Origin of the sequence: Streptomyces sp. NPDC056527 (genome assembly GCF_042794475.1) — a bacterium.
In the GTDB taxonomy this organism is placed as follows: Bacteria; Actinomycetota; Actinomycetes; order Streptomycetales; family Streptomycetaceae; genus Streptomyces.
In genome coordinates this window covers 106,644-123,889 of sequence record NZ_JBHTTQ010000013.1, presented here as the reverse complement: position 1 = coordinate 123,889, position 17,246 = coordinate 106,644, and the positions used below count along the sequence as shown (strand labels likewise).

The 17,246-nt window shown below is 70.8% G+C and carries 16 protein-coding genes; 9 read left to right on the top strand and 7 right to left on the bottom strand.

What is annotated here, in order from left to right; translation table 11 throughout:
* Window positions 1-131 precede the first annotated feature (131 nt).
* Entirely contained in the window at window positions 132-362 is a 231-nt protein-coding gene (secG, locus tag ACFQ7Q_RS10405) for a preprotein translocase subunit SecG (protein ID WP_260228894.1), read from the top strand.
* Between the two features lie 77 nt (window positions 363-439).
* Window positions 440-775, top strand: a complete 336-nt coding sequence (locus ACFQ7Q_RS10400) for an RNA polymerase-binding protein RbpA (RefSeq protein WP_003976875.1) — start codon at window positions 440-442, stop codon at window positions 773-775.
* A 77-nt stretch (window positions 776-852) separates the two neighbouring features.
* On the opposite strand, the gene ACFQ7Q_RS10395 is transcribed toward ACFQ7Q_RS10400, so the two are convergent.
* Entirely contained in the window at window positions 853-1,701 is an 849-nt protein-coding gene (locus ACFQ7Q_RS10395) for a MurR/RpiR family transcriptional regulator (protein WP_383552057.1), read from the bottom strand.
* A 75-nt stretch (window positions 1,702-1,776) separates the two neighbouring features.
* Here ACFQ7Q_RS10395 and ACFQ7Q_RS10390 point away from each other — a divergent pair, with 75 nt between their 5' ends.
* Window positions 1,777-2,694 carry an N-acetylglucosamine kinase gene (locus ACFQ7Q_RS10390; protein WP_383552055.1) on the top strand — a complete coding sequence of 306 codons (918 nt, stop codon included), beginning with the start codon at window positions 1,777-1,779 and terminating at the stop codon, window positions 2,692-2,694.
* Between the two features lie 18 nt (window positions 2,695-2,712).
* Here ACFQ7Q_RS10390 and ACFQ7Q_RS10385 read toward each other — a convergent pair whose 3' ends face one another.
* Entirely contained in the window at window positions 2,713-3,441 is a 729-nt protein-coding gene (locus tag ACFQ7Q_RS10385) for a helix-turn-helix domain-containing protein (protein ID WP_383552053.1), read from the bottom strand.
* 242 nt (window positions 3,442-3,683) lie between these two features.
* Here ACFQ7Q_RS10385 and ACFQ7Q_RS10380 point away from each other — a divergent pair, with 242 nt between their 5' ends.
* The 6 genes from ACFQ7Q_RS10380 to ACFQ7Q_RS10355 all read left to right on the top strand — a co-directional run bounded on the left by ACFQ7Q_RS10380 (window position 3,684) and on the right by ACFQ7Q_RS10355 (window position 10,315).
* The gene (locus ACFQ7Q_RS10380; protein ID WP_383552051.1) at window positions 3,684-4,352 is read left to right on the top strand and encodes a DUF4097 family beta strand repeat-containing protein; all 669 of its coding nucleotides are present in this window, start codon (window positions 3,684-3,686) and stop codon (window positions 4,350-4,352) included.
* A 99-nt stretch (window positions 4,353-4,451) separates the two neighbouring features.
* A complete protein-coding gene (locus ACFQ7Q_RS10375) occupies window positions 4,452-5,567 on the top strand; it encodes a serine hydrolase domain-containing protein (protein ID WP_383552049.1) in 1,116 nt (371 codons plus the stop codon).
* Window positions 5,568-5,765: 198 nt separating this feature from the next.
* Window positions 5,766-6,530, top strand: coding sequence for a sugar isomerase domain-containing protein (locus ACFQ7Q_RS10370; protein ID WP_383552047.1), 765 nt, complete (start codon window positions 5,766-5,768; stop codon window positions 6,528-6,530).
* Between the two features lie 91 nt (window positions 6,531-6,621).
* Window positions 6,622-8,274: a glucose-6-phosphate isomerase gene (gene pgi / locus ACFQ7Q_RS10365; RefSeq protein WP_383552065.1), complete on the top strand. Its 1,653-nt coding sequence runs from the start codon at window positions 6,622-6,624 to the stop codon at window positions 8,272-8,274.
* 5 nt (window positions 8,275-8,279) lie between these two features.
* Window positions 8,280-8,792, top strand: a complete 513-nt coding sequence (locus ACFQ7Q_RS10360) for a PH domain-containing protein (protein WP_383552045.1) — start codon at window positions 8,280-8,282, stop codon at window positions 8,790-8,792.
* Window positions 8,789-10,315, top strand: a complete 1,527-nt coding sequence (locus tag ACFQ7Q_RS10355; RefSeq protein WP_383552043.1) for a PH domain-containing protein — start codon at window positions 8,789-8,791, stop codon at window positions 10,313-10,315. The genes ACFQ7Q_RS10360 and ACFQ7Q_RS10355 overlap by 4 nt, the downstream gene beginning before the upstream one ends.
* 22 nt (window positions 10,316-10,337) lie before the next feature.
* Here ACFQ7Q_RS10355 and pgl read toward each other — a convergent pair whose 3' ends face one another.
* The 5 genes from pgl to tkt are packed head-to-tail and all read right to left on the bottom strand — an operon-like array spanning window position 10,338 to window position 16,942.
* The gene (gene pgl / locus ACFQ7Q_RS10350) at window positions 10,338-11,120 is read right to left on the bottom strand and encodes a 6-phosphogluconolactonase (protein ID WP_383552041.1); all 783 of its coding nucleotides are present in this window, start codon (window positions 11,118-11,120) and stop codon (window positions 10,338-10,340) included.
* Entirely contained in the window at window positions 11,117-12,169 is a 1,053-nt protein-coding gene (gene opcA / locus ACFQ7Q_RS10345; RefSeq protein ID WP_383552039.1) for a glucose-6-phosphate dehydrogenase assembly protein OpcA, read from the bottom strand. The genes pgl and opcA overlap by 4 nt, the downstream gene beginning before the upstream one ends.
* The gene (gene zwf / locus ACFQ7Q_RS10340; protein ID WP_383552037.1) at window positions 12,166-13,698 is read right to left on the bottom strand and encodes a glucose-6-phosphate dehydrogenase; all 1,533 of its coding nucleotides are present in this window, start codon (window positions 13,696-13,698) and stop codon (window positions 12,166-12,168) included. The genes opcA and zwf overlap by 4 nt, the downstream gene beginning before the upstream one ends.
* A gap of 5 nt (window positions 13,699-13,703) precedes the next feature.
* Complete coding sequence (tal, locus tag ACFQ7Q_RS10335) at window positions 13,704-14,822, bottom strand: transaldolase (RefSeq protein WP_383552035.1); 1,119 nt, start codon at window positions 14,820-14,822, stop codon at window positions 13,704-13,706.
* 32 nt (window positions 14,823-14,854) lie between these two features.
* Window positions 14,855-16,942, bottom strand: coding sequence for a transketolase (tkt, locus tag ACFQ7Q_RS10330; protein ID WP_383552033.1), 2,088 nt, complete (start codon window positions 16,940-16,942; stop codon window positions 14,855-14,857).
* Window positions 16,943-17,246: the final 304 nt, after the last annotated feature.

The following is a 17,246-nucleotide window of genomic DNA, read 5'->3' as shown; positions in this document are numbered from 1 at the left end:
CGCTCCCGCCACTTTTTTTGTTATCCTCTTGTTGGGGGTAGCTACTACCCTTCTTACCGTGGGGGGGGGGGGGCCGCCCCCCCCCCCCCCCCGTCCGTATGAGATCCGAGGAAGTTGGTCCAGCCGTGGTTATGGGGTTCTCGATCGCCCTGATCGTCTTCAGCGGCCTGCTGATGCTGCTGGTGCTCATGCACAAGGGGAAGGGCGGCGGCCTCTCCGACATGTTCGGTGGCGGTATGCAGTCGTCCGTCGGTGGCTCCTCGGTCGCCGAGCGCAACCTGGACCGCATCACCGTCGTGGTCGGTCTGCTGTGGTTCGCGTGCATTGTCGTACTTGCGCTTCTGATGAAGTTGGACGTGTAACTCCAATCACTGGACGCGCGTTGGGCCTTACGTAGACTGGGGCATCTTCGAGCACCATCACGCAGGGAGTTACGACCGTGGCAAGTGGCAACGCGATCCGGGGAAGCCGGGTCGGAGCGGGGCCGATGGGGGAGGCCGAGCGGGGCGAGTCGGCGCCGCGCCTCCGCATCTCCTTCTGGTGCTCGAACGGGCACGAGACGCAGCCGAGCTTCGCCAGTGACGCACAGGTTCCGGAGACGTGGGACTGCCCGCGCTGCGGCTTCCCGGCCGGTCAGGACCGGGACAACCCGCCGGACCCGCCGCGCACCGAGCCGTACAAGACGCACCTCGCGTACGTGCGCGAGCGGCGCAGCGACGCGGACGGCGAGGCGATCCTCGCCGAGGCGCTCGCCAAACTGCGCGGCGAGATCTGAAGCGTGGTGTGACAGTGTGACGAACGGGCCTCGCCCGCGAAACGATTCGCGGACGGGGCCCGTTCGCGTACCTCCGGCTAGCGGTGGTTGCCGGGGATGTGTGCGGTGAGCGCCATCGTGGCGGTCGCGCGCGCGTACGTCAGTTGGGCCACGCGCGCGTAGAGGCAGTCAAGGATCAGCAGCACCGAATGCCGCGTCCCGAAACCGCCCCGCCGGAAGCTGGTCTCGGCCGAGGTCGCCGTCAGATGGGTGGAGGCGGCCCGGGCGACGGGGGAGCGGGGATCGCCGGTCACCGCGACCGTCCGCGCGCCGCGTTCGGCCGCGAGCCGCAGCGGGGAGAGCACCTCGCGGGTCGCCCCGGAGTGGGAGAGCGCCACGACCGCGTCCGCGGGCGTGAGCAGCGCCGCCGAGGTCTCCGCGGCGTGCACCTCCGTCCAGCCGCGGGCGTCGCAGCCGATGGTGAAGAGCCGGGCCTCGGTCTCCAGGGCCACCACGCCGGAGGCTCCGACGCCGTAGACGTCGATGCGCCGGGCTTGGGCGAGGATCTGCGCGGCCCGCTCCAGCGCGTCGAGGTCCAGCCGCTCGGCCGTCCGGCGCAGCGCCCCCAGATCGGCCTGGGCGACGGCGGCCACGACCTGGTCGAGCGGATCGTCGGGGCCGATGTCCGGCCCGAGGGGCCGTTCCTGTCCGCTGCGTTCGTTCTCGCCGCGCTCCTGCGCGAGGGCGAGCAGCAACTCCTGGTACGAACCGAGGCCGAGGGCGTGGCAGAAGCGGGTCACGGTCGCCTGTGACGTCCCGGTGCGCCGGCCCAGCTCCGCGGCGGAGACCCCGGGCACCCGGCCCGGATCGTCGAGGACCCAGGCGCCGACCTTCCGCAAGGAACCGGACATGCGGGGCAGTTCGGAGCGGATCAGAGCGGTGATCACGGTGGTGTTCCCTCCTGCCCTGCCTGGTGCGCGGGTCTTGTCGAGCGGTGAATCTATCAACCACCATGCGAGCTGATGAACGAATCCGGGATTCAGATGTGCGTGCTCGGCATCGACGCCGGCGGTACGCGGATCAGGGCACGGCTCTCCGACGCGGCGACCGGCACGGTGCTCGGGGAGGGCACGGGAGGCCCGGGCAACGCGCTGAGTGTGCCGCATGCCGATCTCGTACGGAATCTGGCGCCGGCCCTGCGGGGCGCCGTGCCGCCAGGCCGGGCGGGCGCTCTTGTCTCGGTGGTGGCGGGCTTCGCGGGCGGCGGGCCGGGCGGCGGGGCGGAGAACGCCGGTTCGGCGCTCGCCGCGGCGCTGTCCGACGTCGGTGCCGCCCCGGCCCGGGTCGAGGTCATGGGGGACGCCGACATCGCCTTCGCCTCGGGGCCCGGCGCCCCGGCCGACGGGCTCGTGCTGATCGCGGGCACCGGCGCCGCCGCCGCGCGCGTGGAACGGCGCAGGGTGGTCCGGACCGTGGACGGGGACGGCTGGCTCCTCGGCGACGCGGGCAGTGGCTTCTGGCTGGGGCGCGAGGCGCTGCGGGCGGTCCTGCGCTCCCTGGACGGCCGCGGCCCTGCCACGGCCCTGGCCGGGCCGGTGGAGGAGGTGTGCGGCGGCCTGACCAAGGAGCACGTCGTCGGCTACGGATTCGGCGGCCACCCCGTCCGGCTCGCGGCGCTCAGCCCGCTCGTGGTGGACGCGGAACGGGCCGGGGACGAGGTGGCCCGTGCCCTCCTCGACCGGGCGGCGGACGAACTGGCCGCCACCGTGGGCGCGTTGCGGCCACGCCCGGGGGAACCGCTGGTCTCCACGGGCGGCCTGATCGGCCCCGGCGGCCCGCTGCTGTCGCGACTCGCCGAGCGGGTGGGGGCGCTGGGTCTGGTCCCGTCCCCGGTGCCGGACGGCGTGGCCGGTGCGGTGGCCCTGGCCCGGCTCCCGTGACGACGGTCCGCAGGCGGCTCAGGTAGTGCTGTCCGGGTCCGGTTCGGGCTTCGTGTGGAGGATGGCGCGGGCCTGTTCCGCGGCGCGGGCGGTGCTTTCGGAGACGTAGTCCAGGAAGCGGGCGATGTTCTCGAGGCGGGTGCCGACGGGGGTGCCGGAGCCGAGGACGCCGACGCCCTGCCGTGCGATGTCGCTTATGTGGGCGGTGGAACGGGCGCTCGCGATCATCGACTGGTACCAGACGTCGTCGTCGACGACGTAGCGCTCACGGCGGCGTTCGTCGCGTTCCCGCCGAATCATGCCCTGGCTCTCGAGGAACGTGATCGCCTTGGACACGGACGCCGGGCTGACCTGGAGGCGCCCGGCGAGTTCGGACGCGGTGAGACTGCCCGAGTCGGCGAGGCAGAGGGAGGCCATGACCCGGGACATCATCTTGGGCATGCCCGACTGCATCATGACGGTGGTGAACAGTTCCTCGTACTCGCGCACGGCCTCGGCGTCGCGTCCGTGGGCCAGTGGAGGCGCCTCCGACGGTGCGGCCTGCCTGCGGCGGTGGGTGCGGCGTTCCGTGGCGCGGTGGGCCAGGTCGGCGCGGTAGGCGGTGGGGCCGCCGTTGCGCATCACTTCGCGCGTGATCGTCGAGGTCGGGCGTTCGAGGCGCCTGGCGATCTCGGCGTAGGCGAGGCCGTCGGCCAGTCCCAGCGCGATCTGCTGACGTTCGGGCTGGGTGAGCCTGCCTCCGGGCATCGCGTTCTCCTTCATGATCCGTAGAAGTCCGAAGCATAGCGTTCACTCCGACCCATTGCAACGAGCGACGCAAGGGTTGTTGCATTACTTCCGGAATCATTGCAATGAATTCTCTGACTCTACCTGCAACGATGCCGATCCTGCGCAACGAGTGTGTTGCCAGAACTCTGAACGCAACGTAGCTTTCCACTATCAGAAACAGCGGGCCGACGGAGCGCCCGCCACTGAACGAGGAGAGCACCATGCAGACGTTCGCCACCACCGCCGCCATCTCCGCCCAGCTGGACATCCCCGCCGGCCGCGTCCGGATCATCGCCGCCGACCGGGCCGACGCCACCGTCGAGGTCCTGCCCGCCGACGCTTCCAAGAGCCGTGACGTGAAGGCGGCGGAGCAGACCACCGTCGACTTCGCCGACGGCGTCCTGCGGATCCAGGCCCCGGAGGCGAAGAACCAGATCCTCGGCAGCTCGGGATACGTCGAGGTGACCGTCCAGCTCCCGGCCGGCTCCCACATCGAGGCGAAGAGCGCCGACGCCGAACTCCGGGGCGTGGGGCGGCTGGGCGAGGTCGCCTTCGAGGCCGCGCAGGGCACCGTCAAGCTCGACGAGGCCGCAAGCGCCCGCCTCACCCTCCAGGCCGGCGACGTCACGGTCGGCCGCCTGGGCGGCGACGCGGAGATCCGCACCCGGAAGGGCGACCTCGACATCACCGAGGCCGTACGCGGCACCGTCACCCTGCGCACCGACGCCGGCGAGATCTCGGTCGGCGCGGCCCGCGGTGTCTCCGCCTCCCTGGACGCCGGCACCTCCTACGGCCGGATCCGCAACGCCCTCAAGAACACCGACGGCACCCCCGGCCTGACCATCCACGCCACCACCGCCTACGGCGACATCACGGCCCGCAGCATCTGAAGCGCCACCGCGCCCGGACATCCCGGGCGCCGGCACGGCCCCGTCGCACCATCCCTCCACCCGATCGAGTCCACGTCAGACGCAAAGGAGCACACCCTCATGTCCCGCACCCTTACCGACCGGGATCGCCCGGAACTGCGGAAGGCCATCCAGGAGATCGTCGATTCCGGTTTCGCCGGGGTCCAGCTGCGCGTGAACGACGAGCGGGGCGAGTGGGTCGGCAGCGCCGGACGGCGCAAGCTGGGGGAGAGCGCCGAGCCGGCGACCGACGGGCGGTTCCGGATCGGCAGCACCACCAAGACCTTCACCGCGACCGTCGTGCTGCAGCTGGTGGCCGAGGGCAGGATCGGGCTGGACAGCCCGGTGGACGACTATCTGCCCCGGTTCGGTCTCGACCGGCGGATCACGGTGCGGATGCTGCTCCAGCACACCAGCGGGCTGTTCAACCACACCGGCGAGTACTACGACGACGGGACGGTCGCGCCGGGGATCCCCTGGCAGGGCCAGGAGTACGTCGACCGCCGGTTCCACACCTACGAGCCGGAGGAGTTGGTACGGCTCTCCCTGTCCAAGCCCGTGCGGTTCGAGCCGGGGGCGGACTGGAGCTACTCCAACACCAACTACGTGCTGGCCAAGTTGCTGATCGAGGAGGTCACCGGCAGCTCCCTGGCGGAGGAGACGCGGCGGCTGATCCTGCGGCCGCTGGGGATGTCGGGCACCGTGGTGCCGGGCGCCTCGCCGGAGATCCCCGAGCCGCACGCTCACGGCTACTACCGGTACGAGGACGCCGGTCAGTGGAAGGTCGTCGACGTCACCCGCTTCAACGTCTCCTGGATCTCCGCCGCCGGAGACATGATCTCGACCACCGAGGACCTCCACACCTTCTTCTCCGCACTGATGAGCGGCAAGCTCCTGCCGGCCTCGCTGCTGGCCGAGATGCGCACGCCGCACCCCAAGCTGGGCTACGGCCTGGGGGTGTTCGTGGAGGAGATCGACGGGGGCGGCACCGTCCTCCACCACAACGGCGGCTTCTTCGGCTGGGCCGCCCTGATGTACAGCACGCCCGACGGCAGCAGGACGCTGACCGCCTCGCTGACCACCGGGGACGCCGAACTCGACTTCGCCGCCACGGCTGCGGCGTTCCAGAAGGCGCAGAAGGCGCTCGTCAAGGAGGTGTTCGGCGGGCAGGCCGGGTCGGCCGAGCCGGCTCGGTAGGCAGGGCCGGGCGCTGTGGTTCGTACACGGCAGGTCCTCCGCGACACGTTCCGCCCGAGGGCGGCGTACTCCGACACCGCGTCGGTGCACGCCGCCCCGTCGGCGTTTCCCGGGCCCTTGACTGAGGTCGGGCGGGCTGGTTCATTGAGCCGGAACGCTCGTCCGATTCCGGTTCAATGAGCCAATGGAGGCTTCGCCATGCCCCAACCAGCCCTCGGCGCCGCCCTGTTCGCCGACCACGCCCGCGGGGCCGTCGAGCGGGCCGTCGCGGCCAACAAGGACTCGGTCGCCGCGGCCGCCCGGCTCTTCGCCGACTGCGTCGCCGCCGACGGGGTGATCCACGCCTTCGGGACCGGACACTCCCAGGCCACCGCCCTGGAGATCGCGGGCCGCGCCGGCGGACTCGTCCCCACCAGCCGCATCGCGCTCGCCGACCTCGTGCTGCGCGGCGGCGAGGACCCCTCCGTACTCGCCGATCCGCTCCTGGAGCGCTCCCCGGGCCTCGCCGACCGGCTCTACGCCCTCGCCACACCCCGCCCGCAGGACCTCTTCGTCATCATCTCCAACTCGGGCGTCAACAACTCGATCGTCGACCTCGCGCTGAAGGTCACCGACGCCGGTCACCCGCTCGTCGCCCTCACCTCCCTGGAACACACCCACGCCGTCCCGGCCCTGCACCCCAGCGGCAGGCGGCTCGCCGACCTCGCCGACGCCGTGCTCGACAACTGCGCCCCCACCGGCGACGCCCTGCTGCCCCTCCCGGACGGCGGAGCGCTCTGCGGCGTCTCCACCCTCACCTCCGCGCTGCTCGTGCAGATGGTGGTCGCCGAGTCGGTCGCCCTCTTCCTCGCGGAGGGGCACGAGCCGCCGGTGTACGTCTCCGCGAACCTGCCCGGCGGCCACGAGCGCAACGCCGTCCTCGAAGCCCGCTACGAGGGCAGGCTGCATCGCGGCGGCCACTGAGTCGCCGCGCGCCTTCCGCCCCTGCGATCAATTAGGTTGGAGTCGCAGCGGGGCAAGCAGGCAGGAAGAGAAGAAGTAGGCGATGTCCGAGATGAACGCAGAAGGACGCACGAAGCTCAACCGGCTTCCCGAGTGGAGCGCCCTCGGAAAGCACCGGGAGCAGCTGGGCGAGACGCACCTGCGCGAGCTGTTCGCCGCCGACCCGGACCGGGGAACCGGTTACGCACTCCGGGTCGGTGACCTGTATCTGGACTACTCCAAGCACCTGGTGACCGAAGAGACGCTCACGCTGCTGCGCGAACTGGCCGTAGCGACCGGCGTGGCCGAGCTGCGCGACGCCATGTTCCGCGGCGACAAGATCAACACCACCGAGGACCGCGCGGTCCTGCACACCGCCCTGCGCGCCCCGCGCGGGGCCGTCGTCGAGGTCGACGGCGAGAACGTCGTCCCGGGCGTCCACGCCGTCCTCGACAAGATGGCCTCCTTCGCCGACAAGGTCCGCGCCGGCGAGTGGACCGGCCACACCGGCAAGCCGATCAAGAACATCGTGAACATCGGCATCGGCGGCTCCGACCTCGGACCCGCCATGGCGTACGAGGTCCTGCGCTCCTACACCCAGCGGGACCTGACGTTCCGTTTCGTCTCCAACGTCGACGGCGCCGACCTCCACGAGGCGGTCCGCGACCTCGACCCCGCCGAGACGCTCTTCATCGTCGCCTCGAAGACCTTCACCACCATCGAGACGATCACCAACGCCACCTCCGCGCGCGACTGGCTCCTCACCGGGCTGCGGGCCGATCAGGCGGCCGTCGCCAAGCACTTCGTCGCCCTGTCGACCAATGCCGAGAAGGTCGAGGACTTCGGCATCGACACGGCCAACATGTTCGAGTTCTGGGACTGGGTCGGCGGACGCTACTCGTACGACTCCGCCATCGGCCTCTCCCTGATGATCGCCATCGGCCCGGCCCGCTTCCGCGAGATGCTCGACGGCTTCCACCTCGTCGACGAGCACTTCCGCACCGCCCCCGCCGAGGAGAACGCGCCGCTGCTCCTCGGTCTTCTCGGCGTCTGGTACGGCGCGTTCTTCGACGCCCAGTCGCATGCCGTCCTGCCGTACTCGCACTACCTGTCGAAGTTCACCGCCTACCTCCAGCAGCTCGACATGGAGTCCAACGGCAAGTCCGTCGACCGGGACGGCAACGCCGTCGAATGGCAGACCGGACCGGTCGTCTGGGGCACGCCCGGCACCAACGGCCAGCACGCGTACTACCAGTTGATCCACCAGGGCACCAAGGTCATCCCGGCCGACTTCATCGGCTTCGCCGAACCCGTCGCCGATCTGCTCCCCGGCCTCGTCGCCCAGCACGACCTGCTGATGGCCAACTTCTTCGCCCAGACGCAGGCGCTGGCCTTCGGCAAGACGCCCGAGGAGGTACGGGCCGAGGGCGTCGCCGAGGAGCTCGTCCCGCACAAGACCTTCAAGGGCAACCACCCCACGACCACGATCCTGGCCAAGGAGCTCACGCCCTCCGTCCTCGGCCAGCTCATCGCGCTCTACGAGCACAAGGTGTTCGTCCAGGGCGCGATCTGGAACATCGACTCCTTCGACCAGTGGGGAGTCGAGCTCGGCAAGGTCCTCGCCAGGAAGATCGAGCCGGTGCTGACCGAGGGCAAGGGCGCCGACGAGCTCGACGGCTCGACCGCGGGGCTCGTCGCCACCTACCGCTCGCTGCGCGGACGCTAGAAGCCATGACGGGGGAGAACGCGGTGCAAGGCGAGATACGGCTCAGGCCGCCGAACAACACACTGAACGAACGGGCCGTCGGCTGGTGGCGCACGCAGTGGCTGGTGACGACCGCCGTGCCGGTGGTGGTCCTCGGCGTACTCGGCGCACTCATCACGCCCGCCCGGTTCTGGCTGCTGCTCGTGGCCGGAGCCGTGGCGGTCGTCGGCCTCGCCTGTACCGCGTTCTTCCCCCACTGGTGGTTCAAGGTGCACCGCTGGGAGGTCACCGAGGACGCCGTCTACGTCCGCACCGGGGCCTTCTGGCAGGAGTGGCGGATCGCGCCGATGTCCCGGATCCAGACCGTCGACACCGTACGCGGACCGCTGGAGCAGGCCTTCAAGCTCGCCACGGTCACCGTCACCACCGCCTCCTCCAAGGGCGCGCTCCGGATCGAGGGGCTCGACCACGAGCTCGCCGCCGACCTCGCCGAGCGGCTGACCGCCATCACCCAGGCCACCTCCGGGGACGCGACATGACGGAGGACTGGCGGCGTCTGGACCGCCGTACGGTCCTGGTCACTGCCGCGGTCCTCGCGGGTGTCGCCGCCGGCGCCGCCCTGCCCGTCTTCTTCGGCCTGACCGGATCCATGCCCGCGTGGAAGGCCCTCGGCTGGGTCGGCACCGGAGCGGCCCTCCTCATCGGCGGAGGCGCGGCGGCCGACTACGTCCGCTGGCGCCGCACCCGCTACCGCATCGGTGCCGCACGCGCCGAACTCCACACCGGACTCCTCCTGGTCAAGCGCCGCTCGCTGGCCCGCGAACGCATCCGCAGCGTCGACATGACGGCCAATCCGCTGCTGCGCGTCCTCGGCCTGGTCAAGGTCCGGATCGGTACCGGCGAGAACACCGGCGGCGGCGAGTCCACCCTCGAACTCGACCCGGTCAGCCGGGGGGAGGGCGAACGGCTCCGCCGTGAACTGCTCGCCCGCACGGTCTCCGCCGACGAGGACACGACCCACGACGGCGCCCTGGCCGAGCTCGACCGCCACTGGATCCGCTACGCCCCGGTCTCCTTCGTCGCCCCGCTCCTCGGCGGCGCCGCGGCCGGAGCGGTGATGCAGGTCAGCGAGTGGTTCGGGGCCCAGGGCAAGGTCATCGACTGGATAGGGGACCGATTCGAGGACACCTCGATCCTCTCGATGATCCTCGTCCTCGTCCTGCTCGCCACCCTCGTCGGCACCGTCGGCGCCCTCGGCCTCTGGGTCGAGATGTGGTGGAACTACCGCCTGGAGCGCGAGCCCGGCGGCACCCTGCGGGTCCGCCGCGGACTGCTCACCGCCCGCTCGATCTCCATCGAGGAACGCCGTCTGCGGGGCGTCGAACTGGTCGAGCCGCTGGGCGTACGGATGTGCCGGGCCGCCCGCGTCGACGCCGTCGCCACCGGCCTCGTCGAGGACGAGGAGGACGAGCACGCCGACCACAAGACCCTGCTGCCGCCGGCACCCCGAGCCGTCGCCGACCGGGTCGCCGCCCAGGTCCTGCGCGAGCCCGAGCCCCCGACGAGCGCCCCGCTCACCGTCCACCCCCGCGCCGCCCGCACCAGGCGACTGCGCTGGGCCCTCGCGAGCGCGCTCGCCCCGGTCGCGGTCCTCGCCGTCCTCGGAGCCGCGCTCACCCCCGTCCTGCTCTACATCGCGGCCGCCTGCGCGCTCGTGCTGACCCCGCTCGCCGTGCTGCTCGCGCTCGACGCCTACCGCAACCTCGGGCACGGCATCACCGGCGGCTACCTGGTGGCCCGTTCCGGCACGATCCGCAAGACCACCGTCGCCCTCCAGCGCGGCGGCGTCATCGGATGGACCGTCAAGCAGTCGTACTTCCAGCGTCGGGTCGGCGTGCTGACCCTGACCGCGACGACCGCGGCGGGCGAGGGCGCGTACGACATCCACGACGCCGACCACAGCGAGGGCCTGGCCTTCGCGGCCGAGGCGGTGCCGGACCTGCTCGCCCCCTTCCTGGAACCCGTGGGGGAAATGCCGAAGGCCCGGTCCACCGTGCGGTGAACCGGGCCCGAGTGACCGTCCGTCAGGCCGAGGCCGGCGGATAGAGACTGCGCGGCAGCTCCGAGGCGGCCGCCGCGTCGAGCAGCCACAGCGTGCGCGAGCGACCGTAGGCGCCCGCCGCCGGGGCCTGGACCTCGCCCGCACCGGACAGCGCGATCGCCGCTGCCTTCGCCTTGTCCTCTCCGGCAGCGAGCAGCCAGACCTCGCGCGCGGCACGGATCGCCGGCAGCGTCAGCGAGATACGGGTCGGCGGCGGCTTCGGCGCGCCGTGCACGCCCACCACCGTCCGCTCGGTCTCGCGGACCGCAGGGAGCTCGGGGAACAGCGAGGCGACATGGGTGTCCGGCCCGACACCCAGCATCAGCACGTCGAAGCTCGGCACCGAAGCGTGGTCCTCCGGACCGGCGGCCGAGGCCAGCTCCGCCGCGTAGGAGGCGGCCGCGGCTTCGACATCGCTGCCGAACGGCCCGTCCGACGCGGGCATCGCGTGCACCCGTGCCGGGTCCAGCGGGACGCTGTCGAGCAGCGCCTCGCGGGCCTGGGTCACATTGCGCTCCGGGTCCCCGTCGGGCAGGTAGCGCTCGTCGCCCCACCACAGATCGAGCCGCGACCAGTCGATCGCGTCCCGCGCGGGGGCCGAACTGAGCGCCGCCAGAAGCCCGTTGCCGTTGCGGCCGCCCGTGAGGACCACGGACGCCGAGCCGCGTGCGGTCTGGGCGTCGACGATCCGCGTGATCAGCCGGGCCGCCGCGGCCTGGGCCATCAGCTCCTTGTCGCGGTGGACGACGAGCTGTGGAGCGCTCACTTGGCCGCCGCCTTCTTGGCCGGTGCCTTCTTCGCCGCAGCCGTGGCCTTCTTCGCCGGAGCCGAAGTGTCCTCGGCCTGAGGCGCGTCGCCCTCGACCGCGACGGGTGCGGTGGTCGCCGCCTCCTCGTCCAGCCGCTCCAGGCCGTACTTCAGCGCCGAGGCGTAGGTGTCGTCCGGGTCGAGCCGGCGCAGCTCCTCCGCGATCAGCTCGGCCGTCTCACGGCGCTTGAGCGCCACGGCACGGTCCGGCTGTCCCTGGATGGAGAGCGTCGCCAGCGAACCGTCGGGCCGGTCCAGGACGATCGGCCCGCAGGTGGACTCCATCCGTACGGAGGTGAGTCCGGGCCCCGTCGACCTGCCGCGCCGGACCGGAACCTTCAGCCGGTCCGCGAGCCACATGGCGAGCAGCTCGACGCTCGGGTTGAACTCCTCGCCCTCCACCTCGGCGGAGGTCACCTCGCACACGACCTGGTCGAGCGCGGCGGCCAGCATCGAACGCCACGGGGTGATCCGGGTCCAGGCCAGATCCGTGTCGCCCGGGGTGTAGTTGTCCGCGCGTCCCGTCAGCTCGTGGATCGGCTGCTCCGAGGCGTACGTGTCGGTCACCCGACGCTGGGCGAGCGCGCCCAGCGGGTCGTTCGCCGGGTCGGCCGGCGCGTTGACCGGCCACCAGACGACGACGGGCGCGTCCGGCAGCAGCAGCGGGAGGACCACCGACTGGGCGTGGTCGACGACCTCGCCGTACAGCCGGAGGACCACCGTCTCCCCGGTGCTGGCGTCGGCGCCGAGGCGGACCTCGGCGTCGAGCCGTGCCTTGGCGCGGTCACGCGGCGAGCGCGAGACCCGCTTGATGACCACGAGCGTCCGCGAGGGGTGCTCGCGGGACGCGTCGTTGGCCGCCTTGAGCGCGTCGTAGGCGTTCTCCTCGTCGGTGACGATGACGAGGGTGAGCACCATGCCGACGGCCGGCGTGCCGATGGCCCGCCGCCCGAGCACCAGCGCCTTGTTGATCTTGCTGGACGTGGTGTCCGTCAGGTCGGTCTTCATGGCCGGCGCCAGCTCCGTCCGTCTCGTGCGAGCATCTCGTCCGCCTCGATCGGACCCCAGGTCCCGGCCTGGTACTGCGCGGGCTTGCCGTGCTTGTCCCAGTACTGCTCGATCGGGTCGAGGATCTTCCAGGACAGCTCGACCTCCTCGACCCGCGGGAAGAGGTTCGAGTCGCCGAGGAGGACGTCGAGGATGAGCCGCTCGTACGCCTCGGGGCTGGACTCCGTGAAGGACTCGCCGTAGGCGAAGTCCATCGACACGTCCCGGATCTCCATCTGCGTGCCCGGCACCTTGGAGCCGAACCGCACCGTCACGCCCTCGTCCGGCTGGACCCGGATCACGATGGCGTTGCGGCCGAGCTCCTCGGTCGCGGTGTGGTCGAAGGGGGAGTGCGGGGCGCGCTGGAAGACGACCGCGATCTCGGTGACGCGGCGGCCGAGGCGCTTGCCGGTACGGAGGTAGAAGGGGACGCCCGCCCAGCGGCGGTTGTCGATCTCCACCTTGATGGCCGCGTAGGTGTCGGTCTTCGACTTGGGGTCGATCCCGTCCTCCTGCAGATAGCCGACGGCCTTGGCGCCGCCCTGCCATCCCGGCGCGTACTGGCCGCGCACGGTCGAGGCACCCAGGTCCTTCGGCAGCTTCACCGCGCCGAGCACCTTGGTCTTCTCGGCCGCGAGCGCGTCCGCGTCGAAGGAGGCGGGCTCCTCCATCGCGGTCAGCGCGAGCAGCTGGAGGAGGTGGTTCTGGATGACGTCACGGGCGGCGCCGATGCCGTCGTAGTACCCGGCGCGGCCGCCGATGCCGATGTCCTCGGCCATGGTGATCTGCACGTGGTCGACGTACGACCGGTTCCAGATCGGCTCGAAGAGGGTGTTGGCGAAGCGGAGCGCCAGGATGTTCTGGACGGTCTCCTTGCCCAGGTAGTGGTCGATCCGGAAGACCGCGTCGGGCGGGAAGACCTCGTGCACGACCTCGTTGAGGTCCTTCGCGGAGGCCAGGTCGTGGCCGAAGGGCTTCTCGATGACCGCACGGCGCCAGGAGCCGTTCTTCTGGTCGGCCAGGCCGTGCTTCTTCAGCTGCTGGACGACGAGCGGGAAGAACTTCGGCGGCACGGAGAGGTAGAAGGCGAAGTTGCCGCCCGTGCCCTGCGCCTTGTCCAGCTCCTCGATGGTGGTCTTCAGCTGGTCGAAGGCGTCATCGTCGTCGAAGTCGCCCTGGACGAAGCGCATCCCCTGGATCAGCTGCTGCCACACCTCCTCGCGGAACGGGGTGCGGGCATGCTGCTTGACGGCCTCGTAGACCTCCTGCGCGAAGTCCTCGTCCTGCCACTCGCGGCGGGCGAAGCCGATGAGCGAGAAGCCCGGCGGCAGCAGGCCGCGGTTGGCCAGGTCGTAGACGGCAGGCATCAGCTTCTTTCGGGACAAATCGCCCGTGACACCGAAGATCACCAGACCCGACGGCCCCGCGATACGCGGGAGCCGTCGGTCTGCGGCGTCACGGAGCGGGTTGGCTCCGTGGACTGCGCTCAAGGTGGTTACGCCTCCGAAGGTGCGAGGCGCTCAAGCTCCGCCTCGGTCGACTTGAGCAGGTCGTTCCAGGACGCCTCGAACTTCTCGACGCCCTCGTCCTCGAGCAGCTGCACCACGTCGTCGTACGAGATGCCGAGCTTCTCGACGGCGTCCAGTTCGGCGCGGGACTGCTCGTAGGTGCCGCGCACGGTGTCACCGGAGACCTCGCCGTGGTCGGCGGTGGCCTCCAGGGTGGCCTCCGGCATCGTGTTGACCGTGCCGGGGGCGACCAGGTCCACGACGTACAGGGTGTCCTTGTACGCCGGGTCCTTCACGCCGGTCGAGGCCCACAGCGGACGCTGCTTGTTGGCCTGCGCCTTGTCGAGGGCGGCCCAGCGGTCCGAGGAGAAGACCTCCTCGAACGCCTCGTAGGCCAGACGGGCGTTGGCCAGGGCGGCCTTGCCCTTGAGTGCCTTGGCCTCGTCCGTGCCGATGGCGGTCAGGCGCTTGTCGATCTCCGAGTCCACGCGGGAGACGAAGAAGGAGGCCACGGAGTGGATCAGGGAGATGTCCAGGCCGCGCTCGCGGGCCTTCTCCAGACCGGCCAGGTAGGCGTCCATGACCGCGCGGTAGCGCTCCAGCGAGAAGATCAGCGTCACGTTGACGCTGATGCCGAGGCCGATGACCTCGGTGATCGCCGGCAGACCCGCCTTGGTGGCCGGGATCTTGATGAGCGTGTTGGGACGGTCCACCAGCCAGGCCAGCTGCTTGGCCTCGGCGATCGTGGCCGCCGTGTTGTGGGCCAGACGGGGGTCCACCTCGATGGAGACCCGGCCGTCCTGGCCGTCGGTCGCGTCGAAGACCGGGCGCAGGATGTCGGCGGCGTCCCTCACGTCAGCCGTCGTGATCATGCGGATGGCCTCGTCCACGGTGACCTTCCGGGCGGCGAGGTCGGCGAGCTGCTGGTCGTAACCGTGGCCCTCCGAGATCGCCTTCTGGAAGATGGACGGGTTGGTGGTGACACCGACCACGTGCTGCTGGTCGATCAGCTCGGCCAGGTTTCCGGATGTGATCCGCTGACGCGAGAGGTCGTCCAGCCAGATCGCGACGCCTTCGTCGGAGAGGCGCTTGAGAGCGTCTGTCATGAGAGGTTCTCCAAAAGTCGTGTCTAAGGGCGTCAGCGCGCCGCGGCGGCGAGAGATTCCCGCGCGGCGGCGGCGACGGCTTCCGGCGTGAAGCCGAACTCGCGGAAGAGGACCTTCGCGTCGGCCGAGGCACCGAAGTGCTCCAGCGAGACGATCCGGCCGGCGTCGCCGACGTACTTGTGCCAGGTCAGACCGATACCGGCCTCGACCGCGACCCGAGCCTTCACCGACGGCGGCAGGACGGAGTCCTTGTACGCCTGGTCCTGCTCCTCGAACCACTCGACGGACGGCATCGAGACCACACGGGTCGGGACACCGGCGGCCTGGAGCTGCTCACGGGCCTCGACGGCCAGGTGCACCTCGGAGCCCGTGCCGATCAGCACGACCTGGGCGTCACCGCCCTCGGCGTCGGCCAGAACGTAGCCACCCTTGGCGGCGTCCTCGTTCCAGTCGTACGTCGGCACACCCTGACGGGTCAGGGCAAGACCGTGCGGGGCGCCCTTCCCGAACTCGCGGGTGTGACGCCTGACGATCTCGCGCCAGGCGATGGAGGTCTCGTTGGCGTCCGCGGGGCGGACGACGTTCAGACCGGGGATCGCGCGCAGCGACGCCAGGTGCTCCACCGGCTGGTGGGTCGGGCCGTCCTCGCCCAGACCGATCGAGTCGTGGGTCCAGACGTACGTCACCGGCAGGTGCATCAGGGCGGACAGACGGACCGCGTTGCGCATGTAGTCGGAGAACACCAGGAAGGTGCCGCCGTAGATGCGGGTGTTGCCGTGCAGCGCGATGCCGTTCATCTCCGCGGCCATGGAGTGCTCGCGGATGCCGAAGTGGATCGTGCGGCCGTACTTGTCGGCCTCCGGCAGCGGGTTGCCCTCGGGCAGGAACGACGAGGTCTTGTCGATCGTCGTGTTGTTCGAGCCGGCGAGGTCGGCCGAGCCGCCCCACAGCTCGGGGATGACCGCGCCGAGCGACTGCAGGACCTTGCCGGACGCCGCGCGGGTGGCGATGCCCCCGCCCGCTTCGAACACCGGGAGCTTCGACTCCCAGCCCTCGGGCAGCTCGTTCGCCTGGATGCGGTCGAACTCCGCGGCCCGCTCCGGGTTGGCCGTACGCCACTCGGCGAGCGACTTCTCCCACGCGGCGCGAGCCTCGCGGCCACGGTCGCCCAGGGCGCGCGTGTGGGCGATGACCTCGTCGGTGACCTCGAAGGTCTGCTCCGGGTCGAAGCCGAGGACACGCTTGGTGGCCGCGATCTCCTCGTCACCCAGCGCCGAGCCGTGCGCGGCCTCGGTGTTCTGGGCGTTCGGGGCGGGCCAGGCGATGATCGAGCGCATCGCGATGAACGACGGACGCTCGGTCTCGGCCTCGGCGGCCTTGATCGCCGCGAACAGGGCGGCCGGGTCCAGGTCGCCGTTGGCCTGCGGCTCGACGCGCTGGACGTGCCAGCCGTACGCCTCGTACCGCTTCATCGTGTCCTCGGACACGGCGGTCTCGGTGTCGCCCTCGATCGAGATGTGGTTGTCGTCCCACAGCAGGACGAGGTTGCCCAGCTTCTGGTGACCCGCCAGGGAGGACGCCTCGGCGGAGATGCCCTCCTGGAGGCAGCCGTCACCGGCGATCACGTAGATGTTGTGGTCGAACGGGGAGGTGCCGGGGGCCGCCTCCGGGTCGAACAGGCCGCGCTCGTAGCGGGCGGCCATCGCCATGCCCACGGCGTTGGCGACGCCCTGGCCCAGCGGGCCGGTCGTCGTCTCCACACCCGCGGTGTGCCCGTACTCCGGGTGACCCGGGGTCTTCGAGCCCCAGGTGCGGAATGCCTTCAGGTCGTCCAGCTCGAGCCCGAAGCCACCCAGGTACAGCTGGGTGTAGAGCGTGAGGGACGAGTGGCCGGCAGAGAGCACGAAACGGTCGCGCCCCACCCACTCCGGATCGGCCGGGTCGTGTCGCATCACCTTCTGGAAGAGGGTGTACGCGGCGGGCGCCAGGCTCATGGCCGTACCGGGATGGCCGTTGCCGACCTTCTGTACGGCGTCCGCGGCCAGGACGCGGGCGGTGTCAACGGCCCGCTGGTCCGATTCGGTCCACTCGAGGTCTGTGGTGGTCGGCTTAGTGCTCACCCTGAGTCAGGGCTCCTCTCCACATGTACTGGAAAGCCGGTGACTGAGGGTGTACCGGCGGTGTCGAGCCTACCCCCGACAACACGCCCATCCTTTCGAGTCCGCAGGCCTCACATGAGCGGATACGGCAAGAGTGCCGCTCACTGTGTCACTTCGCCTCCCGAGCGGCGTCCAACCCTTGGGACAAGCCCCCTCAACACGACCCCACCCCCGCGAAGATCGGCGTATGGGCAACGTCTACAGTGGCGTGGTACGCGCAAGTCTTCACCCCGTCTTCATCCGGGGAGCTTGCTGGGATTTCTCT